This window comes from Arthrobacter sp. NPDC080082, assembly GCF_040686595.1.
Lineage (GTDB): Bacteria > Actinomycetota > Actinomycetes > Actinomycetales > Micrococcaceae > Arthrobacter.
In genome coordinates, this window is record NZ_JBFBKQ010000001.1 from 788,314 (window position 1) to 807,837 (window position 19,524).

At 71.3% G+C, this 19,524-nt stretch carries 20 protein-coding genes and 1 riboswitch; of the genes, 10 read left to right on the forward strand and 10 right to left on the reverse strand.

Annotated features, from left to right (window positions below):
* Positions 1-5 precede the first annotated feature (5 nt).
* From AB0O44_RS03710 to AB0O44_RS03725, 4 genes are read right to left on the reverse strand one after another with little or no spacing between them, the layout of a single operon-like run.
* Positions 6-1,097, reverse strand: coding sequence for an ABC transporter ATP-binding protein (locus AB0O44_RS03710; RefSeq protein WP_364134330.1), 1,092 nt, complete (start codon positions 1,095-1,097; stop codon positions 6-8).
* The gene (locus AB0O44_RS03715) at positions 1,094-1,948 is read right to left on the reverse strand and encodes an ABC transporter permease (RefSeq protein ID WP_364134333.1); all 855 of its coding nucleotides are present in this window, start codon (positions 1,946-1,948) and stop codon (positions 1,094-1,096) included. The genes AB0O44_RS03710 and AB0O44_RS03715 overlap by 4 nt, the downstream gene beginning before the upstream one ends.
* Entirely contained in the window at positions 1,945-2,706 is a 762-nt protein-coding gene (modA, locus tag AB0O44_RS03720; RefSeq protein ID WP_364134335.1) for a molybdate ABC transporter substrate-binding protein, read from the reverse strand. Before modA ends, AB0O44_RS03715 begins: the two co-directional genes overlap by 4 nt.
* Positions 2,703-3,143, reverse strand: coding sequence for a TOBE domain-containing protein (locus AB0O44_RS03725; protein ID WP_364134338.1), 441 nt, complete (start codon positions 3,141-3,143; stop codon positions 2,703-2,705). The genes modA and AB0O44_RS03725 overlap by 4 nt, the downstream gene beginning before the upstream one ends.
* A gap of 161 nt (positions 3,144-3,304) precedes the next feature.
* Between AB0O44_RS03725 and AB0O44_RS03730 the strand changes: the two genes are divergently transcribed.
* Entirely contained in the window at positions 3,305-4,639 is a 1,335-nt protein-coding gene (locus AB0O44_RS03730; protein ID WP_364134341.1) for an FAD-binding oxidoreductase, read from the forward strand.
* A gap of 9 nt (positions 4,640-4,648) precedes the next feature.
* On the forward strand, positions 4,649-5,518 hold the full coding sequence (locus tag AB0O44_RS03735; protein ID WP_364134343.1) for a DUF4031 domain-containing protein: 870 nt from the start codon (positions 4,649-4,651) through the stop codon (positions 5,516-5,518).
* Positions 5,519-5,531: 13 nt separating this feature from the next.
* Here AB0O44_RS03735 and AB0O44_RS03740 read toward each other — a convergent pair whose 3' ends face one another.
* A complete protein-coding gene (locus AB0O44_RS03740; protein ID WP_364134346.1) occupies positions 5,532-6,047 on the reverse strand; it encodes an SRPBCC domain-containing protein in 516 nt (171 codons plus the stop codon).
* Between the two features lie 42 nt (positions 6,048-6,089).
* Positions 6,090-6,491, reverse strand: coding sequence for a YccF domain-containing protein (locus tag AB0O44_RS03745; protein ID WP_364134349.1), 402 nt, complete (start codon positions 6,489-6,491; stop codon positions 6,090-6,092).
* Positions 6,492-6,709: 218 nt separating this feature from the next.
* Between AB0O44_RS03745 and AB0O44_RS03750 the strand changes: the two genes are divergently transcribed.
* Positions 6,710-7,756, forward strand: coding sequence for a metallophosphoesterase (locus AB0O44_RS03750; RefSeq protein ID WP_364134352.1), 1,047 nt, complete (start codon positions 6,710-6,712; stop codon positions 7,754-7,756).
* A gap of 30 nt (positions 7,757-7,786) precedes the next feature.
* On the opposite strand, the gene AB0O44_RS03755 is transcribed toward AB0O44_RS03750, so the two are convergent.
* Complete coding sequence (locus AB0O44_RS03755) at positions 7,787-8,386, reverse strand: phosphoribosylanthranilate isomerase (protein WP_364134355.1); 600 nt, start codon at positions 8,384-8,386, stop codon at positions 7,787-7,789.
* A gap of 116 nt (positions 8,387-8,502) precedes the next feature.
* Between AB0O44_RS03755 and AB0O44_RS03760 the strand changes: the two genes are divergently transcribed.
* The 5 genes from AB0O44_RS03760 (at position 8,503) to AB0O44_RS03780 (ending at position 11,783) form a co-directional block, all read left to right on the forward strand.
* Positions 8,503-9,054, forward strand: coding sequence for a HutD family protein (locus tag AB0O44_RS03760; RefSeq protein WP_290256358.1), 552 nt, complete (start codon positions 8,503-8,505; stop codon positions 9,052-9,054).
* Positions 9,055-9,100: 46 nt separating this feature from the next.
* A riboswitch (guanidine-III (ykkC-III) riboswitch) is annotated at positions 9,101-9,165 on the forward strand.
* Positions 9,166-9,176: 11 nt separating this feature from the next.
* A complete protein-coding gene (locus tag AB0O44_RS03765) occupies positions 9,177-9,500 on the forward strand; it encodes an SMR family transporter (protein WP_364134359.1) in 324 nt (107 codons plus the stop codon).
* Positions 9,500-9,904, forward strand: coding sequence for a multidrug efflux SMR transporter (locus tag AB0O44_RS03770; protein ID WP_364134362.1), 405 nt, complete (start codon positions 9,500-9,502; stop codon positions 9,902-9,904). Before AB0O44_RS03765 ends, AB0O44_RS03770 begins: the two co-directional genes overlap by 1 nt.
* A 200-nt stretch (positions 9,905-10,104) precedes the next feature.
* Entirely contained in the window at positions 10,105-11,112 is a 1,008-nt protein-coding gene (locus tag AB0O44_RS03775) for an aldo/keto reductase (protein WP_364134365.1), read from the forward strand.
* A 20-nt stretch (positions 11,113-11,132) separates the two neighbouring features.
* Positions 11,133-11,783 (forward strand): MBL fold metallo-hydrolase, encoded by a 651-nt coding sequence (locus AB0O44_RS03780; protein ID WP_364134368.1) that lies wholly within the window; start codon positions 11,133-11,135, stop codon positions 11,781-11,783.
* 109 nt (positions 11,784-11,892) lie between these two features.
* Here the strand turns inward: AB0O44_RS03780 and AB0O44_RS03785 are convergent, their stop codons facing one another.
* The 3 genes from AB0O44_RS03785 to AB0O44_RS03795 form a co-directional block, all read right to left on the reverse strand.
* Positions 11,893-13,806, reverse strand: a complete 1,914-nt coding sequence (locus AB0O44_RS03785) for a DEAD/DEAH box helicase (protein ID WP_364134371.1) — start codon at positions 13,804-13,806, stop codon at positions 11,893-11,895.
* Between the two features lie 403 nt (positions 13,807-14,209).
* A complete protein-coding gene (locus AB0O44_RS03790; protein WP_364134374.1) occupies positions 14,210-15,712 on the reverse strand; it encodes an MFS transporter in 1,503 nt (500 codons plus the stop codon).
* 9 nt (positions 15,713-15,721) lie between these two features.
* Complete coding sequence (locus AB0O44_RS03795) at positions 15,722-16,756, reverse strand: Lrp/AsnC family transcriptional regulator (protein ID WP_364134377.1); 1,035 nt, start codon at positions 16,754-16,756, stop codon at positions 15,722-15,724.
* Positions 16,757-16,893: 137 nt separating this feature from the next.
* Here AB0O44_RS03795 and AB0O44_RS03800 point away from each other — a divergent pair, with 137 nt between their 5' ends.
* Together AB0O44_RS03800 and AB0O44_RS03805 are read left to right on the forward strand one after the other, a co-directional pair.
* Entirely contained in the window at positions 16,894-18,144 is a 1,251-nt protein-coding gene (locus tag AB0O44_RS03800; protein WP_364134380.1) for a M20 family metallopeptidase, read from the forward strand.
* A gap of 51 nt (positions 18,145-18,195) precedes the next feature.
* Complete coding sequence (locus AB0O44_RS03805; protein ID WP_364134383.1) at positions 18,196-19,485, forward strand: MFS transporter; 1,290 nt, start codon at positions 18,196-18,198, stop codon at positions 19,483-19,485.
* Positions 19,486-19,524: the final 39 nt, after the last annotated feature.

Sequence of the window (19,524 nt, forward strand, 5' to 3'; positions counted from 1 at the left end):
CCACCCTAGGCCGGATAGATCGAGACCGCCGCCGCCTTGACCACGAAGTAGGCCCGCACCCCCGGCGCCAGGGACAGGTCCGCCGACGCGGCGGGGGTGATGTCCGCGGCGAGGTCGCCCGCCCTGACCCTGATCTGGTCACCGTGCGGCTCCAGGTCCGTGACGGTGACGGCGAAGGCGTTGCGCGGGCTGCCGTGCGGCTGGTCCGGGAAGACGGAGACGGCCGACGGCGGGAACGCCGCCACGCCTGCCTGGCCCGGGATCGGGGTGTCCTCGTGCCGGCCAGCAAGCTCTGTCACCGGGGAACCCTGGGCACCCGGGCCTCCCGGCCCTCCGCCGGCCGGGTCCGGCAGCAGTCCGGCGGCCGTCACGGTGCCGGGGATGAGGTTGAGCCCGGCCAGTCCGGCGGCGAACCTGCTCCGTGGCCGCGTGAGCACCTCGCGGGTGGGCCCCTGCTCCACGATCCGGCCTGCCTCGAGCACCACGACCGTGTCCGCGAGCATGTAGGCGTCCAGGACGTCGTGGGTGACGATGATGGCGCGGCGGCCGGTCAGGACCCGTTTCAGCAGGCGCCGCAGCAGGGGCGCGGCGTGGACATCCAGGGCGGCCATCGGCTCGTCCAGCAGCAGCAGGCCCGGGTCGGCCGCGAGCGCGCGCGCCACCGCCACCCGCTGGGCCTGGCCGCCGGAGAGTTCGCCGGGCCGGCGGCCGGCCAGGTCCGTGGCCTCGACCTCGGCCAGCCAGCGGGCGGCCGCATCCCTGGCCGCGGCGCGTCCGGCGCCGGCGCTGCGGGGGCCGAAGGCCACGTTGTCCAGGGCGGTCAGGTGTGGGAAAAGAAGGGCTTCCTGGGCAAGCAGCGCGGTTCCGCGGCGGTGCGGCGGGGTCCACACCGTGCGGCCGCCGCCGAGGTGGAACAGCGGCCGGCCGTCGAGCGCGGCTGCGCCCGAGTCCGGGCGGATCAGGCCGGCGATAACGGAAAGCAGGGTGGATTTTCCGGCGCCGTTGGGACCCAGGATGGCGACGGTCTCCGCAGCGCCCAGATTCAGCGAGACGTCCAGGCCCCGGTCCGCGACCACGGCGTCGAGGGTGAACGTCATAGCCTCGCCTCCGCCGGCTCGGCGTTCGCGTTGCGGGACGGAGCGGCGGACGGCGTACCGGGCCCGCGGTAGCTGACCCCGACGACGATGACGGCCACGGCCACCAGGAGCAGCGACAGGGCCACGGCGGCATCCGCATCGGTCTCCCGTTGCAGATAGATCTCCAGCGGAAGGGTCCGGGTGATGCCCTGGAGGCTGCCGGCGAAGGTGAGGGTGGCGCCAAACTCGCCCAGGCTGCGGGCGAAGGAGAGGACCGCCCCGGAGGCCAGTCCCGGCAGCACCAGCGGCAGCGTGACCCGCCGGAGTATGGTTCCGGGCCGGGCGCCAAGCGTCGCGGCCACCGCCTCGTAGCGCTGGCCGCCGGCGCGCAGCGCCCCCTCCAGGCTGACCACCAGGAACGGCAGGGCGACGAACGTCTGCGCCAGGACCACCGCCGTCGTGGAGAAGGCAATCTGGATGCCCGCCACCTCCAGACCGCGGCCCAACAGCCCCTGCCGGCCGAAGGTGTACAGCAGGGCGATGCCGCCCACCACCGGCGGCAGCACCAGGGGCAACAGCACGAAGGACCGGAGCAGCCGCTGCCCGGGGAACTCGCCGCGGGCCAGCACCAGCGCCAGCGGCACTCCCAGCAGGATGCAGAGGACGGTGCTCGCCGCCGCCGTCCGCAGGCTCAGGCCCAGCGCCGTCAGGGAGGCATCCGAGGTCACCAGCGGCAGGAAGTTGGGCCAGTCGACACGGGCCACCACGGCCGCCAGGGGCAGCAGGATGAACGCGGCGGCGACGACGGCGAGCGCCGCCACCCAGCGTGGGATGCCGCTGTAGTCGTGGCGTCTCGCCCCCGGGCGCCTCACGGACGCCCGAACCCGGCGTCGGCCAGCACCTTCTGGCCCTCGGCGCCGGTGACCTCGTCGAGGAAGGCCTGCGCCAGGTTCTTCTCACGGCCGCCCCGCAGGGCCGCGATCGGATAGGTGTTGACGGCGGACGCGGCCTCCGGGAAGGGCACGCCCTTGACCTTGCCCGCCGACCCCAGGACGTCCGTGACGTAGACCAGTCCGGCGTCGGCCTCCCCCGACGCCACCTTGCCGAGGACGTCGGTGACGGCGGATTCCTCGCTCACCGGCGCCAGGCGCACCCCGGTCTTGCCCTCGACGGCCACTGCGGCCGCGCCGCACGGGACCTGCGGTGCGCAGACCACCACGCGGGTGCCCGGCCTGGCCAGGTCCGCGAAGGACGTGATGCCGGCCGGATTGGCCGGCGGCACCGCGATGGTGAGGGTGTTGCTGGCGAAGTTCCGCGGGCTGCCGTCGGCGAGCCCGGCGCCGGTCACCTTGGCCATGTTCGCGGGGTCGGCGGAGGCGAAGACGTCCGCCGGGGCGCCTTGGCTCAGCTGGGTGGCGAGGTCCGAGGACCCGGCGAAGCTCAACGTGACCTTGGTGCCGGGGTGGCTGGCCTCGAAGCTCTGGGCTAGCGCCGTGAAGGGAGCCTTGAGGGAGGCCGCGGCGAAGACGGTGAGGGTCTTCCCCTCCCCCGCGCTGCCTCCGCTGCCGCAGGCGGCGGTCCCGGCGGCCAGGACAGCGGCGGCGAGAAGAGCCGCGGCACGGCGGCTCATGCCTGGGTCTTCCCGTTCGGGCCGCCGCCGTGCGGGCCGCTTCCGTGCGGGCTCTCGATGATCACCGTGGTGGCTTTGACGACGGCGGTGGCGACGGAGCCGAGTTCCAGCCCGAGGTCCCGGACGGCCTCGCTGCTCATCAGCGACACCACCCGGAACGGTCCGCACTGCAGCTCCACCTGCGCCATGACCGTGTCAGCGGTGATGCCGGTGACCAGACCGACGAACCGGTTGCGGGCGGAACTGCCGCCGCGGGACGGATCCTCGGGGAGCTTTGACTGGTCCCGGGCCACGCCGGCGAGCTCCAGCCCGTCCACCACCAGCCGGCCAGAGTCGTCCCGGTGCGGGGTCAGGGTTCCGCTCTCGGTCCAGCGGCGGACGGTATCGTCGCTGACCCCGAGGAACCGGGCCGCTTCGGAGACGCGAAAAGTAGGCATGGCGCCACTATAGTCCGCAGATGCGGATGTGGTGACCCGTTAGGACCGTATCTGAGCCTTTCCTGCAGGCGCCGCGGGCGCCCGCCTGACCATGGTTCCGCCGGACCATCCGGCCTACCATGGGAGGGTGGGGTGGGCCCCGGTCGGCTAGGAGCACAGCCATGGAATGGGTCCGGCCGGAGGACACGGCCTACGACGAAACGCGTAAACTCTTCAACGCCATGATCGACCGGCGCCCGGCCGTCATCGCCCGATGCGCCGGCGCCGCGGACGTGGCCGAGGCCCTCGCGCACGCCCGCGCCAACAGGCTCGACGTCGCTGTCCGGGCCGGCGGGCACTCGGTGGCGGGAATGTCCACGAAAGAGGGCGGACTGGTGGTGGACGTCCGGCCGATGAAGTCCATCACGGTGGACCCGGACAACCGCACCGTCACGGTCGGCGCCGGGGTCACCTGGGGCGAATTCGACCGGGCCACCCAGGAGCACGGGCTGGCCAGCACCGGCGGACGGGCCTCCACCACGGGCGTGGCCGGCTTCACCCTGGGCGGCGGATCGGGATGGCTGGAGCGTTCCTACGGCTTCGCCTGCGACAACCTGCAATCGGTGGACCTGGTCACCGCGGACGGAGACCGCGTCACGGCGAGCGCCGCCGAGAATCCCGAGCTGTTCTGGGCCCTGCACGGGGGCGGTGGCAACTTCGGCGTGGCCACCGGCTTCACCTTCGGGCTGCACGAACTGGGCCCTACCGTGCATGCCGGCATCATGCTGTTCCGTGGCGAGGACGCACCCGACCTGGCCCGCGCCTACCGTGACATCTCCCTGAAGGCACCGGACGCCGTCGGCACCGCACTGGTCTTCCTCACCGCACCGCCGGAACCCTTCGTTCCCGAAGATATGGTGGGCAAGCCCGCCGTCGGCCTGGCCTACCTCTACGCCGGCGACCCGGCTGCCGGGGTCGAGGAGGCCGCCCCGTTCCGTGCGCTGGGGCCCGCCGTCGACCTGGTGGGCGACATGGACTACACCGCCTTCCAGTGCATGATCGATGACCCGCCCGACCTCTACCACTACTGGAGCGCCGAGTACCACGACGCGTTGCCCGACGCCGCGCTGGACGTGATCGTGGATGCGGCGAGCCACCTTCCCGGACCCCACTCCCAGCACCTCTTGGCCCGGTGGGGCGGCGCCGTGGCCGGCCCCGCAGCGGCGCAGACCCCGCTGCAGAACCGCGGCGCCCAGTGGGTCACACACCCGTACGGCATGGAGGCGTCGGCGGCGGCCGCGGAGGAGGCCAAGGCCTGGGTCAAGCAGTTCCGCCGGGACATCGCGCCCTACGCCAACGGCGGAGTCTGGCTGAACTTCGTCGGTGACGAGGGCCGGGACCGGGTCCGTGCCGCCTTTGGCGAGGAGAACTACGGGCGGCTGGCCCGGGTGAAACGCGAGTTCGATCCGGAGAACGTCTTCCGCGGCAACCAGAACATCCTGCCGGCCGCCTCGTAAACTGCCGGAATGGCCATCTACATCGATCCCCCGCTCTGGCCCGCCCACGGCACCGTCTTCTCGCACCTGGTGTCCGACAGCTCCCTTGAGGAGCTGCACGCGTTCGCGGGGGCGGCGGGAGTCCCGGAGCGGGCGTTCGACGGCGACCACTACGACGTCGCCGAGGCCCGCTTCGACGCACTGGTTGCCGCCGGGGCCATCCCGGTGGAGGGCCGGGTCCTGGTGCGCAAGCTGATCGCCAGCGGGCTCCGGATTCCCGCCCGGCGGCGCAACGGCTCACTGAAGCTGCCGCTCCTGACGCGCTGGAACGAGACCCTGCCCGGCCACGAGGCGCTCTTCCTGGACCTCCTGGACCGGTGGGGTGAGGAGCACCGGAGCTACCACGGCCGCACCCACCTGCTCGAAGTGCTGGAGGCGCTGGACCGGCTGGCCGCTCCCGGGCTGCCGTCCCGGACGGTGCGCCTGGCGGCCTGGTTCCATGACGCGGTTTACCACGGGATCGCGGGCGAGGACGAGGAGGAGTCCGCGCGCCTGGCCGAGGAACGGCTGGCCCACACCGGCCTGCCCGACGGCGAGGCGGAGGAGGTGGGTCGGCTGGTACGGATGACGGCGGACCACCGGCCCGAGCCGGGCGACGACGCCGCGGCCCTCCTCAGCGACGCCGACCTCTCCATCCTCGGGAGCGACCCCGCAGAGTACGCCCGCTACCTCGCGGCCGTGCGGAAGGACTTCGCGCACATCGGCGACGCCGACTTCGCCGCCGGCCGCGCCGCCGTCGTCCGGCAACTGCTGACACAGGAGCCGCTCTTCCACACCGGGCGCGGGCGGTCCCTCTGGGAAGACACCGCGCGGCGGAACCTCGCGGGCGAACTGGCTTAGGCTCCGGGCCGCCTCACCGGTCCCCGGACCCGCAGGCTGTGCGGCGGAGGTGTTCGGCGAGACGGTCGAAGGATTCGCGCCAGCCGGAGCCGTGGGTGTCCCGGTGGTCGGCGGTGTCGAAGGGGCCCTGGGTGAAGACCAGGCGGGTGCCGCCATCGATCTCCTCAAGCCGGAAGGCACCCTCGGTCTCGAAGCCGCGGGTGCCGTCCACCTTCTCCCAGGCATGGGTGAAGACGAACAGTGTGGGCGGCTCGAGATCGGTCAGGACACCGCTGAACCAGTGTTCCTGGCCGGTCGCGTCCTCGAGGAGACAGGCCCGGTACGGGGTGCCGATTTCCAGGTCCGCGTCGATGGTTTCGCGCAGTGCCCGGAAGCCCCGCGGCCCCCACCAGAGGGCCGCCTGGTCCGGATCGACCAGCGCCGCCCAGACTGCACGGGCGGGCACCTGGAATTCGCGGGTGATTACCAGCGTGAGCTCGTCCTGTTCCGGCACGGCCTCCGCACCGGTGGATTCTGCGTTCTCCAGCATTGCCCTCTCCCTCCGCGTTCCGGCGACGGTTGAGCCTGTTTCCTAGCGGTAGACGCCGGCGAACGGCCGGTCCGTCGTGACGATCTGCTTGCCCAACGGCATCAGGGACACCGGGATCAGCTTGAGGTTGGCGATGGCCAGCGGGATCCCGACGATGGTCACGGCCATGGCGAACGCGGTCACCACGTGGCCCACGGCGATCCAGATGCCGGCCACCAGCAGCCAGATGACGTTGCCCAGCAGGGACAGGGCACCGCCGCCGCCGGGCCGGTCCACCACGGCGCGGCCGAAGGGCCACAGGGCGTAGGACGCGATCCGGAAGGAGGCCAGGCCCCAGGGGATGGTGACGATCAGCAGGCAGCAGACGACGCCGGCCGCGAAGTAGCCCAGCGCGAGCCACAGTCCCCCGAACAGCAGCCAGATGATGTTGAGCAGAGTCTTCATGGCACCATTCTCCCCCGTCGGCGGTGGATCTGTCCTCGGGGAAGGCCCTGAACCGCCCCTGAATCCGTGGCCCCGGTGAGGACCCCGGCGCCGGGCACTGTCCGGGGACGCGTGCCCCGGTTTACCCTAGGCGTAGGCCGGGCCGTTGCCCGGAAACAGCCTGCGGAAGGGCGGAACGCATGGGTTCGTGGCTGGCACGGAGCCGCCGAAGATCGCCCGTGGCCGCACTCTCCGCCGTGCTGGCGCTCACGCTGCTCACCGGATGCACCGGCGGGAGCCCGCAGCCGCCGTCGTCCGGCACGCCGTCGGGGACGGCATCCGGGACCAAGGCGCCCCGCTCCACCCCGGCGCAGGCGCCCGTCGTGTTCACCGCCCAGGGGGACATCGGCTTCGGCTCCAAGGCCCGCAAGGTGCTCGAAGCGGTCGCGAAGATCAAGCCGGCACTGAATCTGGCGCTGGGCGACTTCAGCTACCAGGCCGGCCTCGAACAGCAGTTCTGCGACATGGTCACCGGCGTCCTGGGCACCGGCTTCCCCTATGAACTCGTCACCGGCAACCACGAGAGCGACGGGCACGACGGCGACATCGCCACCTTCGCCCAGTGCCTGCCGAACCGGCTGCCCGGGCTGGTGGGTGAGTACGGCACGCAGTGGTACGCCGACGTGCCCCAAGAGAACCCACTGGTCCGCATCGTCATGGTCTCCCCCGGGATCAGGTTCCGGGACGGCAAAACCCTGGACTACGGCCGCGACAGCGAGCGCTGGAAGTGGACCGCGGACGCGCTGGACGGGGCGAAGGAACGGAACATCCCCTGGACGGTGGTGGGCATGCACACCCCGTGTTTCAACCTGGGCGCCTACTCCTGCCAGCCCGGCGCGGACTTCAACAACCTGCTGATCGAGAAGAAGGTGGACCTGGTCCTCACCGGCCATCAGCACCTGTACCAGCGCACGCACCAACTGGGCTACAGTCCGGACTGCCCCGCCCTGGTCCCGGATGAATTCTCGAAACAGTGCCTGGGTGGCACCGGCGGCACGCTCAACCAGGGCCGCGGGACGGTGTTTGCCGGCGTCGGGATCGGCGGGGTGGGGCTGCACGACGTCCGCGAGGAAGATCCCGAGGCCGGCTACTTCGCGGAGTGGTCCGGCAAGAACGTCAAGCCCACCTACGGCACGCTGAAGGTGTCCGTGGGAGAGGACGCGCTGACCGCCGCACTGGTCCCGGCCGAGGGCAGCTTCACGGACACCTTCACCATCACGCGGTGACCGCGCCTTGGGTGGCCCCCGGGGCGGCGGTCAGTGCCCCTTGGCGGCGGTGACGAAGGCCGTGACCCGGGCCGGGTCCTTGACCCCACGGGAAACCTCGACGCCGGAGGAGACGTCCACGCCCCACGCACCGGCCGCCGCGGCAGCGTCTGCCACGTTCGCCGGGTCCAGGCCGCCGGCCAGCAGCCAGTGCCGGTCCCCCAGCCCACGGGCGCGGACCGAGGCATAGTCCCAGGCCTCGCCGGAGCCGGGCACGGCGGCGTCGACCAGCAGCAGGTCCTCGCCCCAGTCGGCGAAGGCTTCCGGTGCCGCGGACATCGTGATCGCCCGGATCAGCCTCATCCCGGCGTCGTGGACCACCCGGACGTCCTCCCGGGTCCGGTCGCCGTGCAGCTGGACCCAGTCCAGCCCGGCGTCCCGTGCCGCGGCGACGGCGTCGGCCGCCCGTTCGTGCCGGAAGACGCCCACCGCGGGAACCCCTGACGGCACGCCGGGCAGCAGTTCGCGGACCCGGTCCGGCGCCACCTGACGGGGGCTGGCGGTCAGGACGAAGCCCACCGCGTCCGCCCCGGCGTCGACGGCGGCCCGGACGGCCTCGCTGGTGCTCAGACCGCATACCTTGACGAACATTCCGGCTCCCAACCGCTGTGCTGTGCCCAGTGAGACGACGCTGGACTGAATTCGACGTTGCTTCGACGTTAGCAAGTCCCGGGCCCGGGCATCGGCGCCGCGGCTAGGCTGATCCCATGGACATCATCCGTTACGCCGACCTCAAACCCGCCCCCTGGCGCAACGGCGGTGGCACCACCCGTGAACTGGCCCGCTTCCCGCTCGACGCGGCCGACGGCGGCTGGGACTGGCGGGTAAGCATCGCGGAGGTCGGCAAGGCCGGAGACTTTTCCGCGTTCCCCGGGATGGAGCGGGTCCTCACCGTGGTGAACGGCGACCTGCTGTTCCTCACGGTCGACGGCGCCGAGCACCCGCTGGAAAAGTACCGCCCGTTCCGGTTCTCCGGCGACGCCGACGCGGCCGGTGCCCTGCCCACCGGCGACATTCGGGACCTGAATGTCATCTGCCGGCGGGGCGCCTTCAAGGGCTTCACCTCCATCATCGAACTGTCCAAGAAACGGGCACACCCGGTCTTCGAGGGGCAGTTCGGCATCCTGCTGCAGGGCCAGGCGACGGCGGACGGCGAGGCGCTGGGCCGGTACGACGCCGTCGTCGGCTCTGACACGGCGACGCCCGAGATCCTGGGCCGCGGCTTCCTTGCCGTCGTCTCGATCGACCCTGTCGACTGATTGATCCCAGCCGGAGGCCTAGCCCCCGGCTTTTGCTAGGCTGAAGGCAAGGCCGGATCCCCGGCCTCCGGACGACGGTTCAGTACCCGGCACGCGACAAGACTGGCCAAAGGATTGTTGTCATGTCGTGGATCATCCTCATTGCCGCCGGATCCCTAGAAGCCGTGTGGGCCGCCGCGTTGCACCGCACGTCGCAGGCCACCGGCCGCCGCCGACTCCTGCCGGGCGCACTGTTCCTGGTCTCCGTCCTCGCAAGCACCGGCGGACTCGCGATCGCCATGCAGACCATACCCACCGGGACCGCCTACGCCGTCTGGGTGGGAGTCGGCGTCGTCCTTACCTCCGCTTATGCGATGGCCACCCGTGTTGAACCCGCCAGCGCCGCCCGGATCATGCTGCTCGGCGGGATCGTGGCGTGCGTGGCCGGCCTGAAGCTGGTGGCGTAATGCGCGCCGGCACTCGCGGATCGGGTGTTTCCTGGCTGATCCTGCTCGGCTCCGCCGTCCTCGAGGCGGTGTGGGCCACGGCTCTGGGTCTCTCCGACGGGTTCAGCCGTCCCGTGCCTACCCTGATCTTCGCCGTGGCCGCGGCATTGAGCATGGCCGGACTGGGCATGGCCGTGCGGCGCATCCCGCTTGGCACTGCGTATGCCGTGTGGGTAGGAATCGGCGCCGCCCTGACCGTGGGCTGGGCGATGGCCACCGGCGTCGAAGCCGCCAACCCGCTGAAACTGCTGTTCATAGCGGGGATCGTCGGCTGCGCGGCGGGGCTGAAACTGCTGCCGGGCGGGCCGGAGGACTCCGAACCGCCCGTTTCCGAGCCGTCGTCCCGTACGCTCCCGCCCGGTTAGTCCCACCGGCAACCGCCGATCCGGCCGGACACGCCGTGTCGCGGGCCCGGGTCCGGGAGGTAACCGGGGAGAATCGCACGCAGGCTTGCTGCCGGGCCCGGACGAACGCTGGCAACCCCCGGGAACCCGCCCGGAATACCGGGACCGGGCGGGAGGTTCTTGGCTGGGACAGCGGTTCCGGCAATGACAGGAGACTCCAGATGACAGCCACAGTTCAGCTCGGCGACAGCCTCAGCGTCAGCCCCTTGGGTTTCGGCGGAATGGCCCTGACCCCGGTTTACGGCGAGGTTGACCCGGCCGAGGCGCTGGCCACCCTGCACCATGCCGTCGACGCCGGGGTGACCTTCCTGGACACCGCGGACATTTACGGCGGCGGCAGCAATGAAGAACTCTTCGCCCAATTGCTCAAGGACCGGCGCTCCGAGGTGCAGTTGGCCACGAAGTTCGGCCTGGTGGGGAACCCGGCGGAGGGCTACACGGACATCCGGGGCGACGCCGCCTACGTCCGCGAGGCCGTGGACCGCAGCCTGTCCCGCCTCGGCACCGACAGCATCGACCTGTATTACATGCACCGCCGTGACCTCCGCGTTCCGATTGTGGAAACCGTGGAGGCCATGGCGGAGCTGGTCAAGGCCGGAAAGGTCAAGCACCTGGGCCTGTCCGAGGTGACGGCGGCGGAACTCCGGGAGGCCCACGCCGTGCACCCGATCGCCGCCGTCCAGAGCGAATGGTCCATCTGGAGCCGGGACGTGGAGCGCAACGTGGTGCCCGCGGCCGCCGAACTGGGTGTCGGCTTCGTGCCCTATTCGCCGCTGGGCCGGGGCTTCCTGACCGGCACCGTGGATGCCTCGAAGCTGGGCAGCAACGACTTCCGCCGCAACATCCCCCGCTTCGCCGCGGATGCAGTGGACGCCAACCAGGCCGTGGTGGCCACGGTCCGCGAGGTCGCCGCCGAGCTGCAGACCGCCAACGGTCCCGCCACGCCGGCGCAGGTTGCCCTGGCTTGGCTGCTGGCCCGGGGCGAGGCGCTGGGCCTGCCCGTCGTCCCGATCCCCGGCACCCGCAAGGCCGCCCGGATCGATGAAAACCTCGGCGCACTGTCCCTGGAGCTGAGCCCGGCGCAACTCGACCGGCTCAACACAGCGGCGGACGCCGTCGTCGGCTCCCGCGCAGCGAACCCGGGCTGGGTGTCCGAGGGCCGGGAATAGGCGGTCCTAGACTGATGCCCATGGACTCACTCATTCATTCGCTCCGCGACGTCACTATCCGCAGGATTTCGGTCAGCGAGATGGACAACAACGTGTACCTGATCACCGCGAAGGCTTCCGGCGCGCAGCTCCTGATCGATGCGGCCGATGATGCGGCCGCCATCGAGGCGCTGCTGGCCGACGCCGCCGCGGACACCGAGGCGACGCCGAAGCTGGCGCTGATCGCCACCACGCACCAGCACTGGGACCACGTCCGTGCGCTGCCCGAGGTGGTCAAGGCGACCGGCGCGAAGACCGCCGCCGGAACCGACGACGCCCCCGCGCTGCCGGTGCCGGTGGACGTGCTGCTGGATCACGGCGACGTCGGCAACTTCGACGGGTTCGACGTGACGGCGGTGCACTTGCGCGGCCACACCCCGGGTTCGGTGGCGCTGGTGTACCAGGACCCGGCAGGGCCCGCGCACATCTTCTCCGGCGACTCGCTGTTCCCGGGCGGGGTGGGCAACACGGATAAGGATCCGGAACGCTTCACCCAGCTGCTGGACGATGTCTCCGCGCGGCTGTTCGATGTCTACCCGGACGACACGGTCGTGCACCCGGGTCACGGCAAGCCGACCACCCTGGGCGCGGAACGCCCGCACCTTGAGGAGTGGCGCGCCCGCGGCTGGTAGCTGGCGCTAGGCCCTGAGACTTGCGCTGCGCATAATGCCGGTCGCTGCGGGAATACCCATAGCGACCGGCATTTTGCGCTTCGCCAGCTACTTTGCGTAGCGGAAAACCCTAGCGGCTGCGGCGGTCGTTCGACGCCGGGGCCGACGCGCGGCGGGGACCGCCGCTGCGGGCCGGACGGCCTTCGCCGGAGCGGCCGTTGCCGCCGCCCGCGTAGGAACCGCCGGACGTGCCGCCCGTGTTGGAGGACCAGACCGGAGCCGAACCGCCGCCGGAGCGACCGCCCGACTTGGCGCCTGCCGCGGCACGCTGGCCGGTGGCCGGACGTCCGCTGCGCTGGCCGCCGGCGGAGCCGCCGGTACGCGGGGCGCCGCCCCGGCCCGCGGCCGATCCGCCACGGGGTGCCGCGCCGCGGGAGTCATTCCGGCCCTCGGCTCCACGGCCGTCGGACCCACGGAAGTCAGACCCACGGCCAGCCGACGCACGCCCCCCGGCGGACGGAACATCGTTGTGGTGCGCGTAAGCGGTGGCACGGCCACGGCCCCGGGCATTGCGGCGCTCGGAACGCTCGGCGTCGGACCGGTCCTGGTTCTGCTCGGCGATGCGCTCGGCGGCGCTGCGGGCAGCGGCCTGGCCCTCGTAGGCCACGGCGCGGCGCTCGGCACGCGGCAGGTCGGTGCGCGGAGCCTCGGCGGACACCTTGCCGCGTCCGCCGCGGCCGCCGCGGCCACCGGCGGTGGGGGCTGCCTGGCGGCGGGCCCGCTTGCGCTCGGCGTTGGCACCGGTGGAGGTGCCGCCGCCCTGCTGCGGAGCCTTGGCGGCCAGCAGCGCGGCACGGGTGCGGGGGTCGACCTTCTCGGCGATGTCGCCGACGAGCTCGGCCACGATCGGCGAGCTGGCGGTGACGCGCTCGAAGCTGACGTCCACGCCGGCGGCCTTCATGAGCTTCTTCACGTCGGACTGCTGCTCCGGCAGGGTCAGCGTCACCACGGTGCCGTCGGAACCGGCGCGGGCGGTACGGCCCGAGCGGTGCAGGTAGGCCTTGTGCTCGGTGGGCGGGTCCACGTGGATGACGAGTTCGACGTCGTCGACGTGCACGCCGCGGGCGGCGACGTCGGTGGCGACCAGGACGCGGACGTCGCCGGAGGAGAACTCGGCGAGGTTGCGGTCACGGGCGTTCTGCGACAGGTTGCCGTGCAGATCGACGGCGGGGATGCCGGCGTCGGTCAGGGTCTTGGCCAGCTTGCGGGCGTGGTGCTTGGTGCGCATGAACAGCACGCGGCGGCCGGCGCCGGAGGCGAGCTCCACGATCAGCTGCTTCTTCACGGTCTGGTCGTTGACCACCAGGACGTGGTGCTCCATGGTGGTGACCGCGGCCTGCGGGTCGTCCACGGAGTGGGTCAGCGGGTTGGAGAGGTAGCGCTGGACAATCTTGTCCACGCCGTTGTCCAGGGTGGCGGAGAAGAGCAGGCGCTGGCCCTGGGCGGGGGTCATGTCCATGAGCTTCTTGACCACCGGGAGGAAGCCGAGGTCGGCCATGTGGTCCGCCTCGTCGAGGACGGTGATCTCGACCGACTCGAGGGTCAGGATGCGCTGGCGGATCAGGTCCTCCAGGCGGCCGGGGCAGGCGATGACGATGTCGACGCCGGCGCGGAGGGCCTTTTCCTGGCGGGCCTGGGAGATGCCGCCGTAGATCACGGTGGTGTTCAGGCCGACGGCCTTGGCCAGCGGCTCCACCGTGGCGTTGATCTGGGTGGCCAGCTCGCGGGTGGGGGCCAGGACCAGGGCCATCGGGCGGCCGGGCTTGCGGAAGTGCGCGGCCTCGCGCTCGGCGAGACGGGCCACCAGCGGGATGGCGAAGGCGATGGTCTTGCCGGAGCCGGTGCGGCCGCGGCCCAGGACGTCGCGTCCGGCCAGGGTGTCCGGGAGGGTCTTGACCTGGATGGGGAACGGCTCGGTGATTCCCTGGGCGGTCAGGGTGTCGGCAAGGGCCTTGGGCGTGCCGAGGGCAGCAAAAGTAGTCATAGGTATCAAAGGTCTTTCAGGCGGTATCCGTGCGGATATCGGCCCCCGGCGCCGGTTGGACCAGGGGTTCGCCGAAGAAAAGTCAGGTGGTCGACCGGGCCGTCTGCGGGTAGCCGCTCATTGCCGGGACCAAATGGAACGCGTTCATCGACGCAGGATGTGCCTCTCACATGAAAAAACCCACTCCCGCGGGGACATTCCGAGGAATACGCGGGCGATCCGGCGGTCTGCCGAGGCTTTCCAGCCGGATCAGGAGTGGGCATCACTGCACATCAAGTTCACCCAGTCTATCATCCGGGACCCTCCTCCCGTTTCCGGCCGGTCCCGACCCTCCCGTAGGTCCCATCCCATTTGACTCGCAGCTAAGGCCGTTTTCGCGGCTCAAAACGGCTTCAACTGCCAGTTAGTTGGGTGCGCCGCGGCGGGCGACGCGCGGCGCCACCAGGACGCCCGCGACGCCGATCGCGGCGGTGAGCGCGAAGACCCCGGCGAACGGTGCGGCGGCGCCGGCAGGGCCGGCTCCCGCCGTCGTGAACGCCGCGAAGATGATGCCCGTGGTGGCCAGCGAAAGCGCGCCGCCGAGGGAGTCCGAGATGGACATCGCGGAGCTGTTGAAGCCCTCGCTCTCGCGGGTGGAGAGGGCCAGTGTCATGACGCTGAGCCGCGCGTACATCAGGCCCATGCCCGCGCCGGCGAACACCCAGCCGGCGATCGCGACGGCGGCAGGCCAGCCGAGGACGGTGGTGGCCAGGGCGAGGACGACGGCGGCGAGTACCATCGCCGCCCCGATCCGGATGGCGCGGCGGTGTTCCAGCCGCGGGCCCAGCCGGCCCTGCACCGCGGACGCGGAGGCCCATGCCACGGCACCGGCGGTCAGGGTCAGCCCGGCAAAGGTAGGCGCGAATGCGTACCGCTCCACCAGCAGGTACGGCAGGTACACCTCGGCGCCGAAGAACGCCGCGGAGGCCAGCCCGCGGGTGAGGATGACGCTGGGGAGCCCGCGCCGGGCGGTCAGGGTGCCACGTGGCATCAGCGGGCGGACGGCCAGCAGCGCGACGGCGACGGCGGCTCCGGCCAGCAGGCCGCCGATCCCCGGGAGGGTCGATGAGAGGTTCAAGCCCAGGACCGCGGCGGCGGCGAGCGCGGCCAGGCCCAGCTTGGCCAGCGCCCCGGGGACGCGGGAGGGCTGGCGGTCTGCCTGGTCCGCCGCGGCAGGTTCCGTCGCAGCGGGTTCCGTCTGGCCCGCCGGGTCCGCCGGTGCGGCCGCTTCATCAGGGGCAGGCTCGTTTTTCGGCAGCGCTCGCAACGCCGGGGCGGTCAGCAGCAGCGCCGGCACCACCAGGCCCACCACCCCCAGGAAGACCCACGGCCAGCCCGCCACCTCCGCCACCAGCCCGGCGGTGAACGGGCCCACCAGCGAGGGGACCACCCAGGCCGCGGAGAACGCGGCGAAGATCTTCGGGTGCAGCGGCGGCGGGTAGACCCGGGCCACCACGACATACAGCGCCACGGTGAGGCCGCCGCCACCGAGTCCCTGCACCAGCCGCCCGGCGACCAGGACCGGCATGGAGGGGGCGGTCCCGGCAATCAGCAGTCCCACCACGAACATGCCGACGGCGGAGAGCAGCGGTGCCACCGGCCCCCTGCGGTCGGCCCAGCTGCCGGAGGCCACCATGCCGATCACACCGGTGGCCAGCGGCCCGGCGAAGGCCAGGGCGTAGAGGCCGGCGCCGTCGAGTTCGCGGCTGACCAGCGGCATGATGGTGGTCACCGCCAGCGATTCAAAGGCCGCCAGGAACACCAGCGCGCAGGCGCCGAGGGTCACTAGGACGTACCGGCGCTGGAAGATGCCGCCTGCCCCCGCCCCTGGATCGGGGCGAGTTCGCGGGCTGGCGGCGTTCGACATACCTGAAGCCTACGGCGCGAGCCCCTGGGCGGGGACGACGACGGCGCCGCTGGCCCGGGAGTCGGCGTCGAGCATCCACCCCACCCGCTTGACGGTCCGCAGCATCACCACGCTTTCGACCAGGTCGATGCCCGGTACCTTCTGCTGCAGCGCGAGTTCGACCGTCATCACGTCGGCCAGGGACTGCAGCCACATGATGATCACGAAGTTGGTGGGCCCGGTGGTGGAGGCGCTCAGGCGGACGTTGCGCATGGTCTTCAGCTCCGCCGCCGCGGCCTCGTGCTGGCCGGCGGGGACGTTGACGAACCACTGGCACGTGACCGGGAAGGACGAATAGCGCTGGGCCACCTCGCAGCGGAAGGACAGCATGCCGCTGGCCAGCACCCGGTTCAGCTGCCGCTGGACGGTGGCCGGGTGGCGGCCCAGGCTCCGTGCGATCTCCGCGGCCGTGGCCCGCCCGTCCCGGGCCAGGAACGGCAGCAGGGCCAGGTGGCTTTCCGGCAGTTCCCGCGCGGAAGCGGCTGCGGCCGCCGCTGCCGCGGTCCCGCCGTCGGCGCCGGCAAGGGTCCGTACGGCCGCCTGCTGTGCCCGGTCCAGCACGTTGAGCCGCCAGGCGCCGCCGCTGGAATGCAGCCGGGTACAGAGCGCGGTCTCGTACTTGGTCAGGCCCTCGATCTCCTTCAGCCGGGACATCACCTGGTCGCTCAGATCGTCCAGGGACCGGGTGATGACCGTCAGCATCAGGTTGCGCTTGCTGGCGGCCTCCTCGACGGTCACCACCTCCGGCATCAGGGCCAGTTGCGCGGTGACCTCGTCGCGGCGGTGCATCTCGCAGTCGACGGCGATGAAGGCCAGGCACATCTGGTGCGGGTCACCGATCAGGTGGGCTGTGATCCACGAAACCCCGGAGGCCCGCAGCCGGTCCCAGCGTGCTGCCAGCGTGGTGGCGTGGACGCCCAGGATCTCCGCGGCGTCGCCCCAGCCCAGCCGCGGCGCCATCTGCAGCACGTTAATCAGCGCCAGGTCATCCTCGCTCAGCTCCACGGCCCACTCCCCTCTCCTGCATGAATTCTGCGTTTCACGGCTAGGTGTGCATATTTCCAGCCCTTTAGGCCCATGTGGCGCAGGTCACTCCAGAATAGACCCGAACGCACCACCCCAATCAACCGCCAGGAGAGTTTGTGACCATTACCGACGACGCCCGGGAGCTCCAGCCGGAGCTCGCCCGTTTCCGCCACGCCCTGCACCGCGAGCCGGAGATCGGCCTGGACCTGCCCCGCACCCAGGAGAAGGTCCTGCAGCAGCTCGACGGGCTGGGGTACGAGATCACCCTGGGCACGGACACCAACTCCGTCACCGCGGTTCTCCGCGGCCAGGGTAGCGATGCCGCCAGCCGGCCCGCCGTGCTCCTGCGCGCCGACATGGACGGCCTCCCGGTCCAGGAGAAGACCGGCGTCGACTACACCTCCACCGTGGACGGGGCCATGCACGCCTGCGGCCACGACCTGCATACCTCCATGCTCGCAGGCGCCGCCACCCTGCTCGCGGAACAGCGCCACCGTCTGGCCGGCGACGTCGTCCTCATGTTCCAGCCCGGCGAGGAGGGCTTCGACGGGGCCAGCTACATGATCCGCGAGGGCGTCCTTGACGCCCCGGGCCGGCGCGTGGATGCCGCCTACGGCATGCACGTGTTCTCCGCACTGGAACCGCACGGCACCTTCTGCACCAAGCCCGGTGTGATGCTCAGCTCCTCCGACGGGCTCACCGTCACCGTGCTGGGCGCCGGCGGCCACGGCTCGGCCCCGCATGCGGCCAAGGATCCGGTCACGGTCGCCGCGGAGATGGTCACGGCCCTGCAGGTCATGGTCACCCGCCAGTTCAACATGTTCGACCCGGTGGTCCTCTCCGTGGGCGTACTCCAGGCCGGCACCAAGCGGAACATCATCCCCGAATCCGCCCGGATCGAGGCGACCGTGCGGACCTTCTCCGAGGAGTCCCGGCAGAAGATGATGGACGCCGTCCCCCGCCTCCTGCGCGGCATCGCGACGGCCCACGGGCTCGACGTCGACGTCGACTACCAGCAGGAATACCCGCTCACCATCACCGACGAGGACGAGACCCGCACCGCGGAAAACGTCATCGGGGACCTCTTCGGCGACGGCCGGCTGGCCCGCTGGGCCACGCCGCTGAGCGGCTCCGAGGACTTCTCCCGCGTCCTGGCCGAGGTCCCCGGGACCTTCATCGGCCTCTCCGCCGTCCCGCACGGCGGCGACCACACGACGTCGGCGTTCAACCACTCCCCGTACGCCACGTTCGACGACGCCGTCCTGGCCGACGGCGCCGCGCTCTACGCCGAACTCGCCCTGTCCCGGCTCGCCACCCTCTCGACCGCCACAGCCACGGCGGCCGCAGTCCCCGCCGGCCGCTCCTAACCGGCACCCCCGTCCAGCAGCACCCCCACCCAGAACCACCCGGAGATTCCCATGACAGCAACCGTGTCCCAGCCGACGGCTCCCCGGACATCCACCCGCAAGACCTTGATCGGCACCGGCATTGGCAACGCCGTCGAATGGTACGACTGGGCCATCTACGCCACGTTTACCCCGTTCATCGCCAGCCAACTCTTCAGCAAATCTGACCCCGCCTCGGCGGTGCTCTCCACCCTGGCGATCTTCGCCGTCGGCTTCGTCGCCCGGCCCTTCGGGGGCTTCCTCTTCGGCTGGATCGGCGACCGGATCGGCCGCAAGGCATCCATGACCCTCGCCGTGGGCCTGGCCTCGGTGGGCAGCCTGATGATCGGCATCGCCCCGACCTTCGCGGCGGTGGGCGCCTTTGCGTCCCTGATGCTGCTGGTTGCCCGGCTGGTCCAGGGCCTGGCGCACGGCGGCGAGCTGCCCTCCTCCCAGACCTACCTATCGGAGATGGCCCCGAAGGAACACCGCGGCTTCTGGGCCACCCTGATCTACACCTCCGGCACGGTCGGCATCCTGTTCGGAACCCTGCTGGGCGCGGTCCTGAACATGGCTCTCTCCACCGAGGCGATGAATGCCTGGGGCTGGCGGATCCCGTTCCTGATCGGCGCCGCGATGGGCCTGTACGCACTGATCATGCGGTCCCGGCTGCACGAGACCGACGTCTTCGCCGGTGAGGCGCTGGCCGAGAAGAAGGCCGCGATCTGGCCGCAAATCGTCCGCCACCGGAAGCAGGCGCTGCAGGTCATCGGCCTGACCGTGGGCCTGACGGTCATCTACTACATCTGGGGCGTCGTCGCCCCCAGCTACGCCACCACCGCCCTGAAGATCGACCGCGGCGAGGCGCTCTGGGCCGGCGTCGTGGGCAACATTGTCTTCATCGCCGCGCTGCCGTTCTGGGGCAAGCTCGCGGACCGGATCGGCCGCAAGAAGGTGCTCTGGTCCGGCGCGATCGGCGCAGGCCTGCTGCACTTCCCGATGACCGCCCTGCTGAAGGATTCCGCCTGGCAGCTGGCCGTCAGCATGTCCGTGATGCTGATCTTCATCGCCGCGAGCGCCGCGATCGTCCCGGCCGTCTACGCCGAACTGTTCCCCACCAGCATCCGCACGGTGGGCGTGGGCGTGCCCTACTCGATCTGCGTGGCACTCTTCGGCGGCACCGCCCCGTACCTGCAGCAGTGGCTGGGCACCAGCCTGCAGTCCCCGCAGCTGTTCAACGTCTACGCCGTGGCGCTGCTGGCAGTCTCGGCCCTGTTCGTCTTCACCATCCCGGAGACCAAGGGCAAGGACCTCACCGCCTGACCGGGACCCGGCGCCGCTGCGGGGCTCCACTATTCTGGA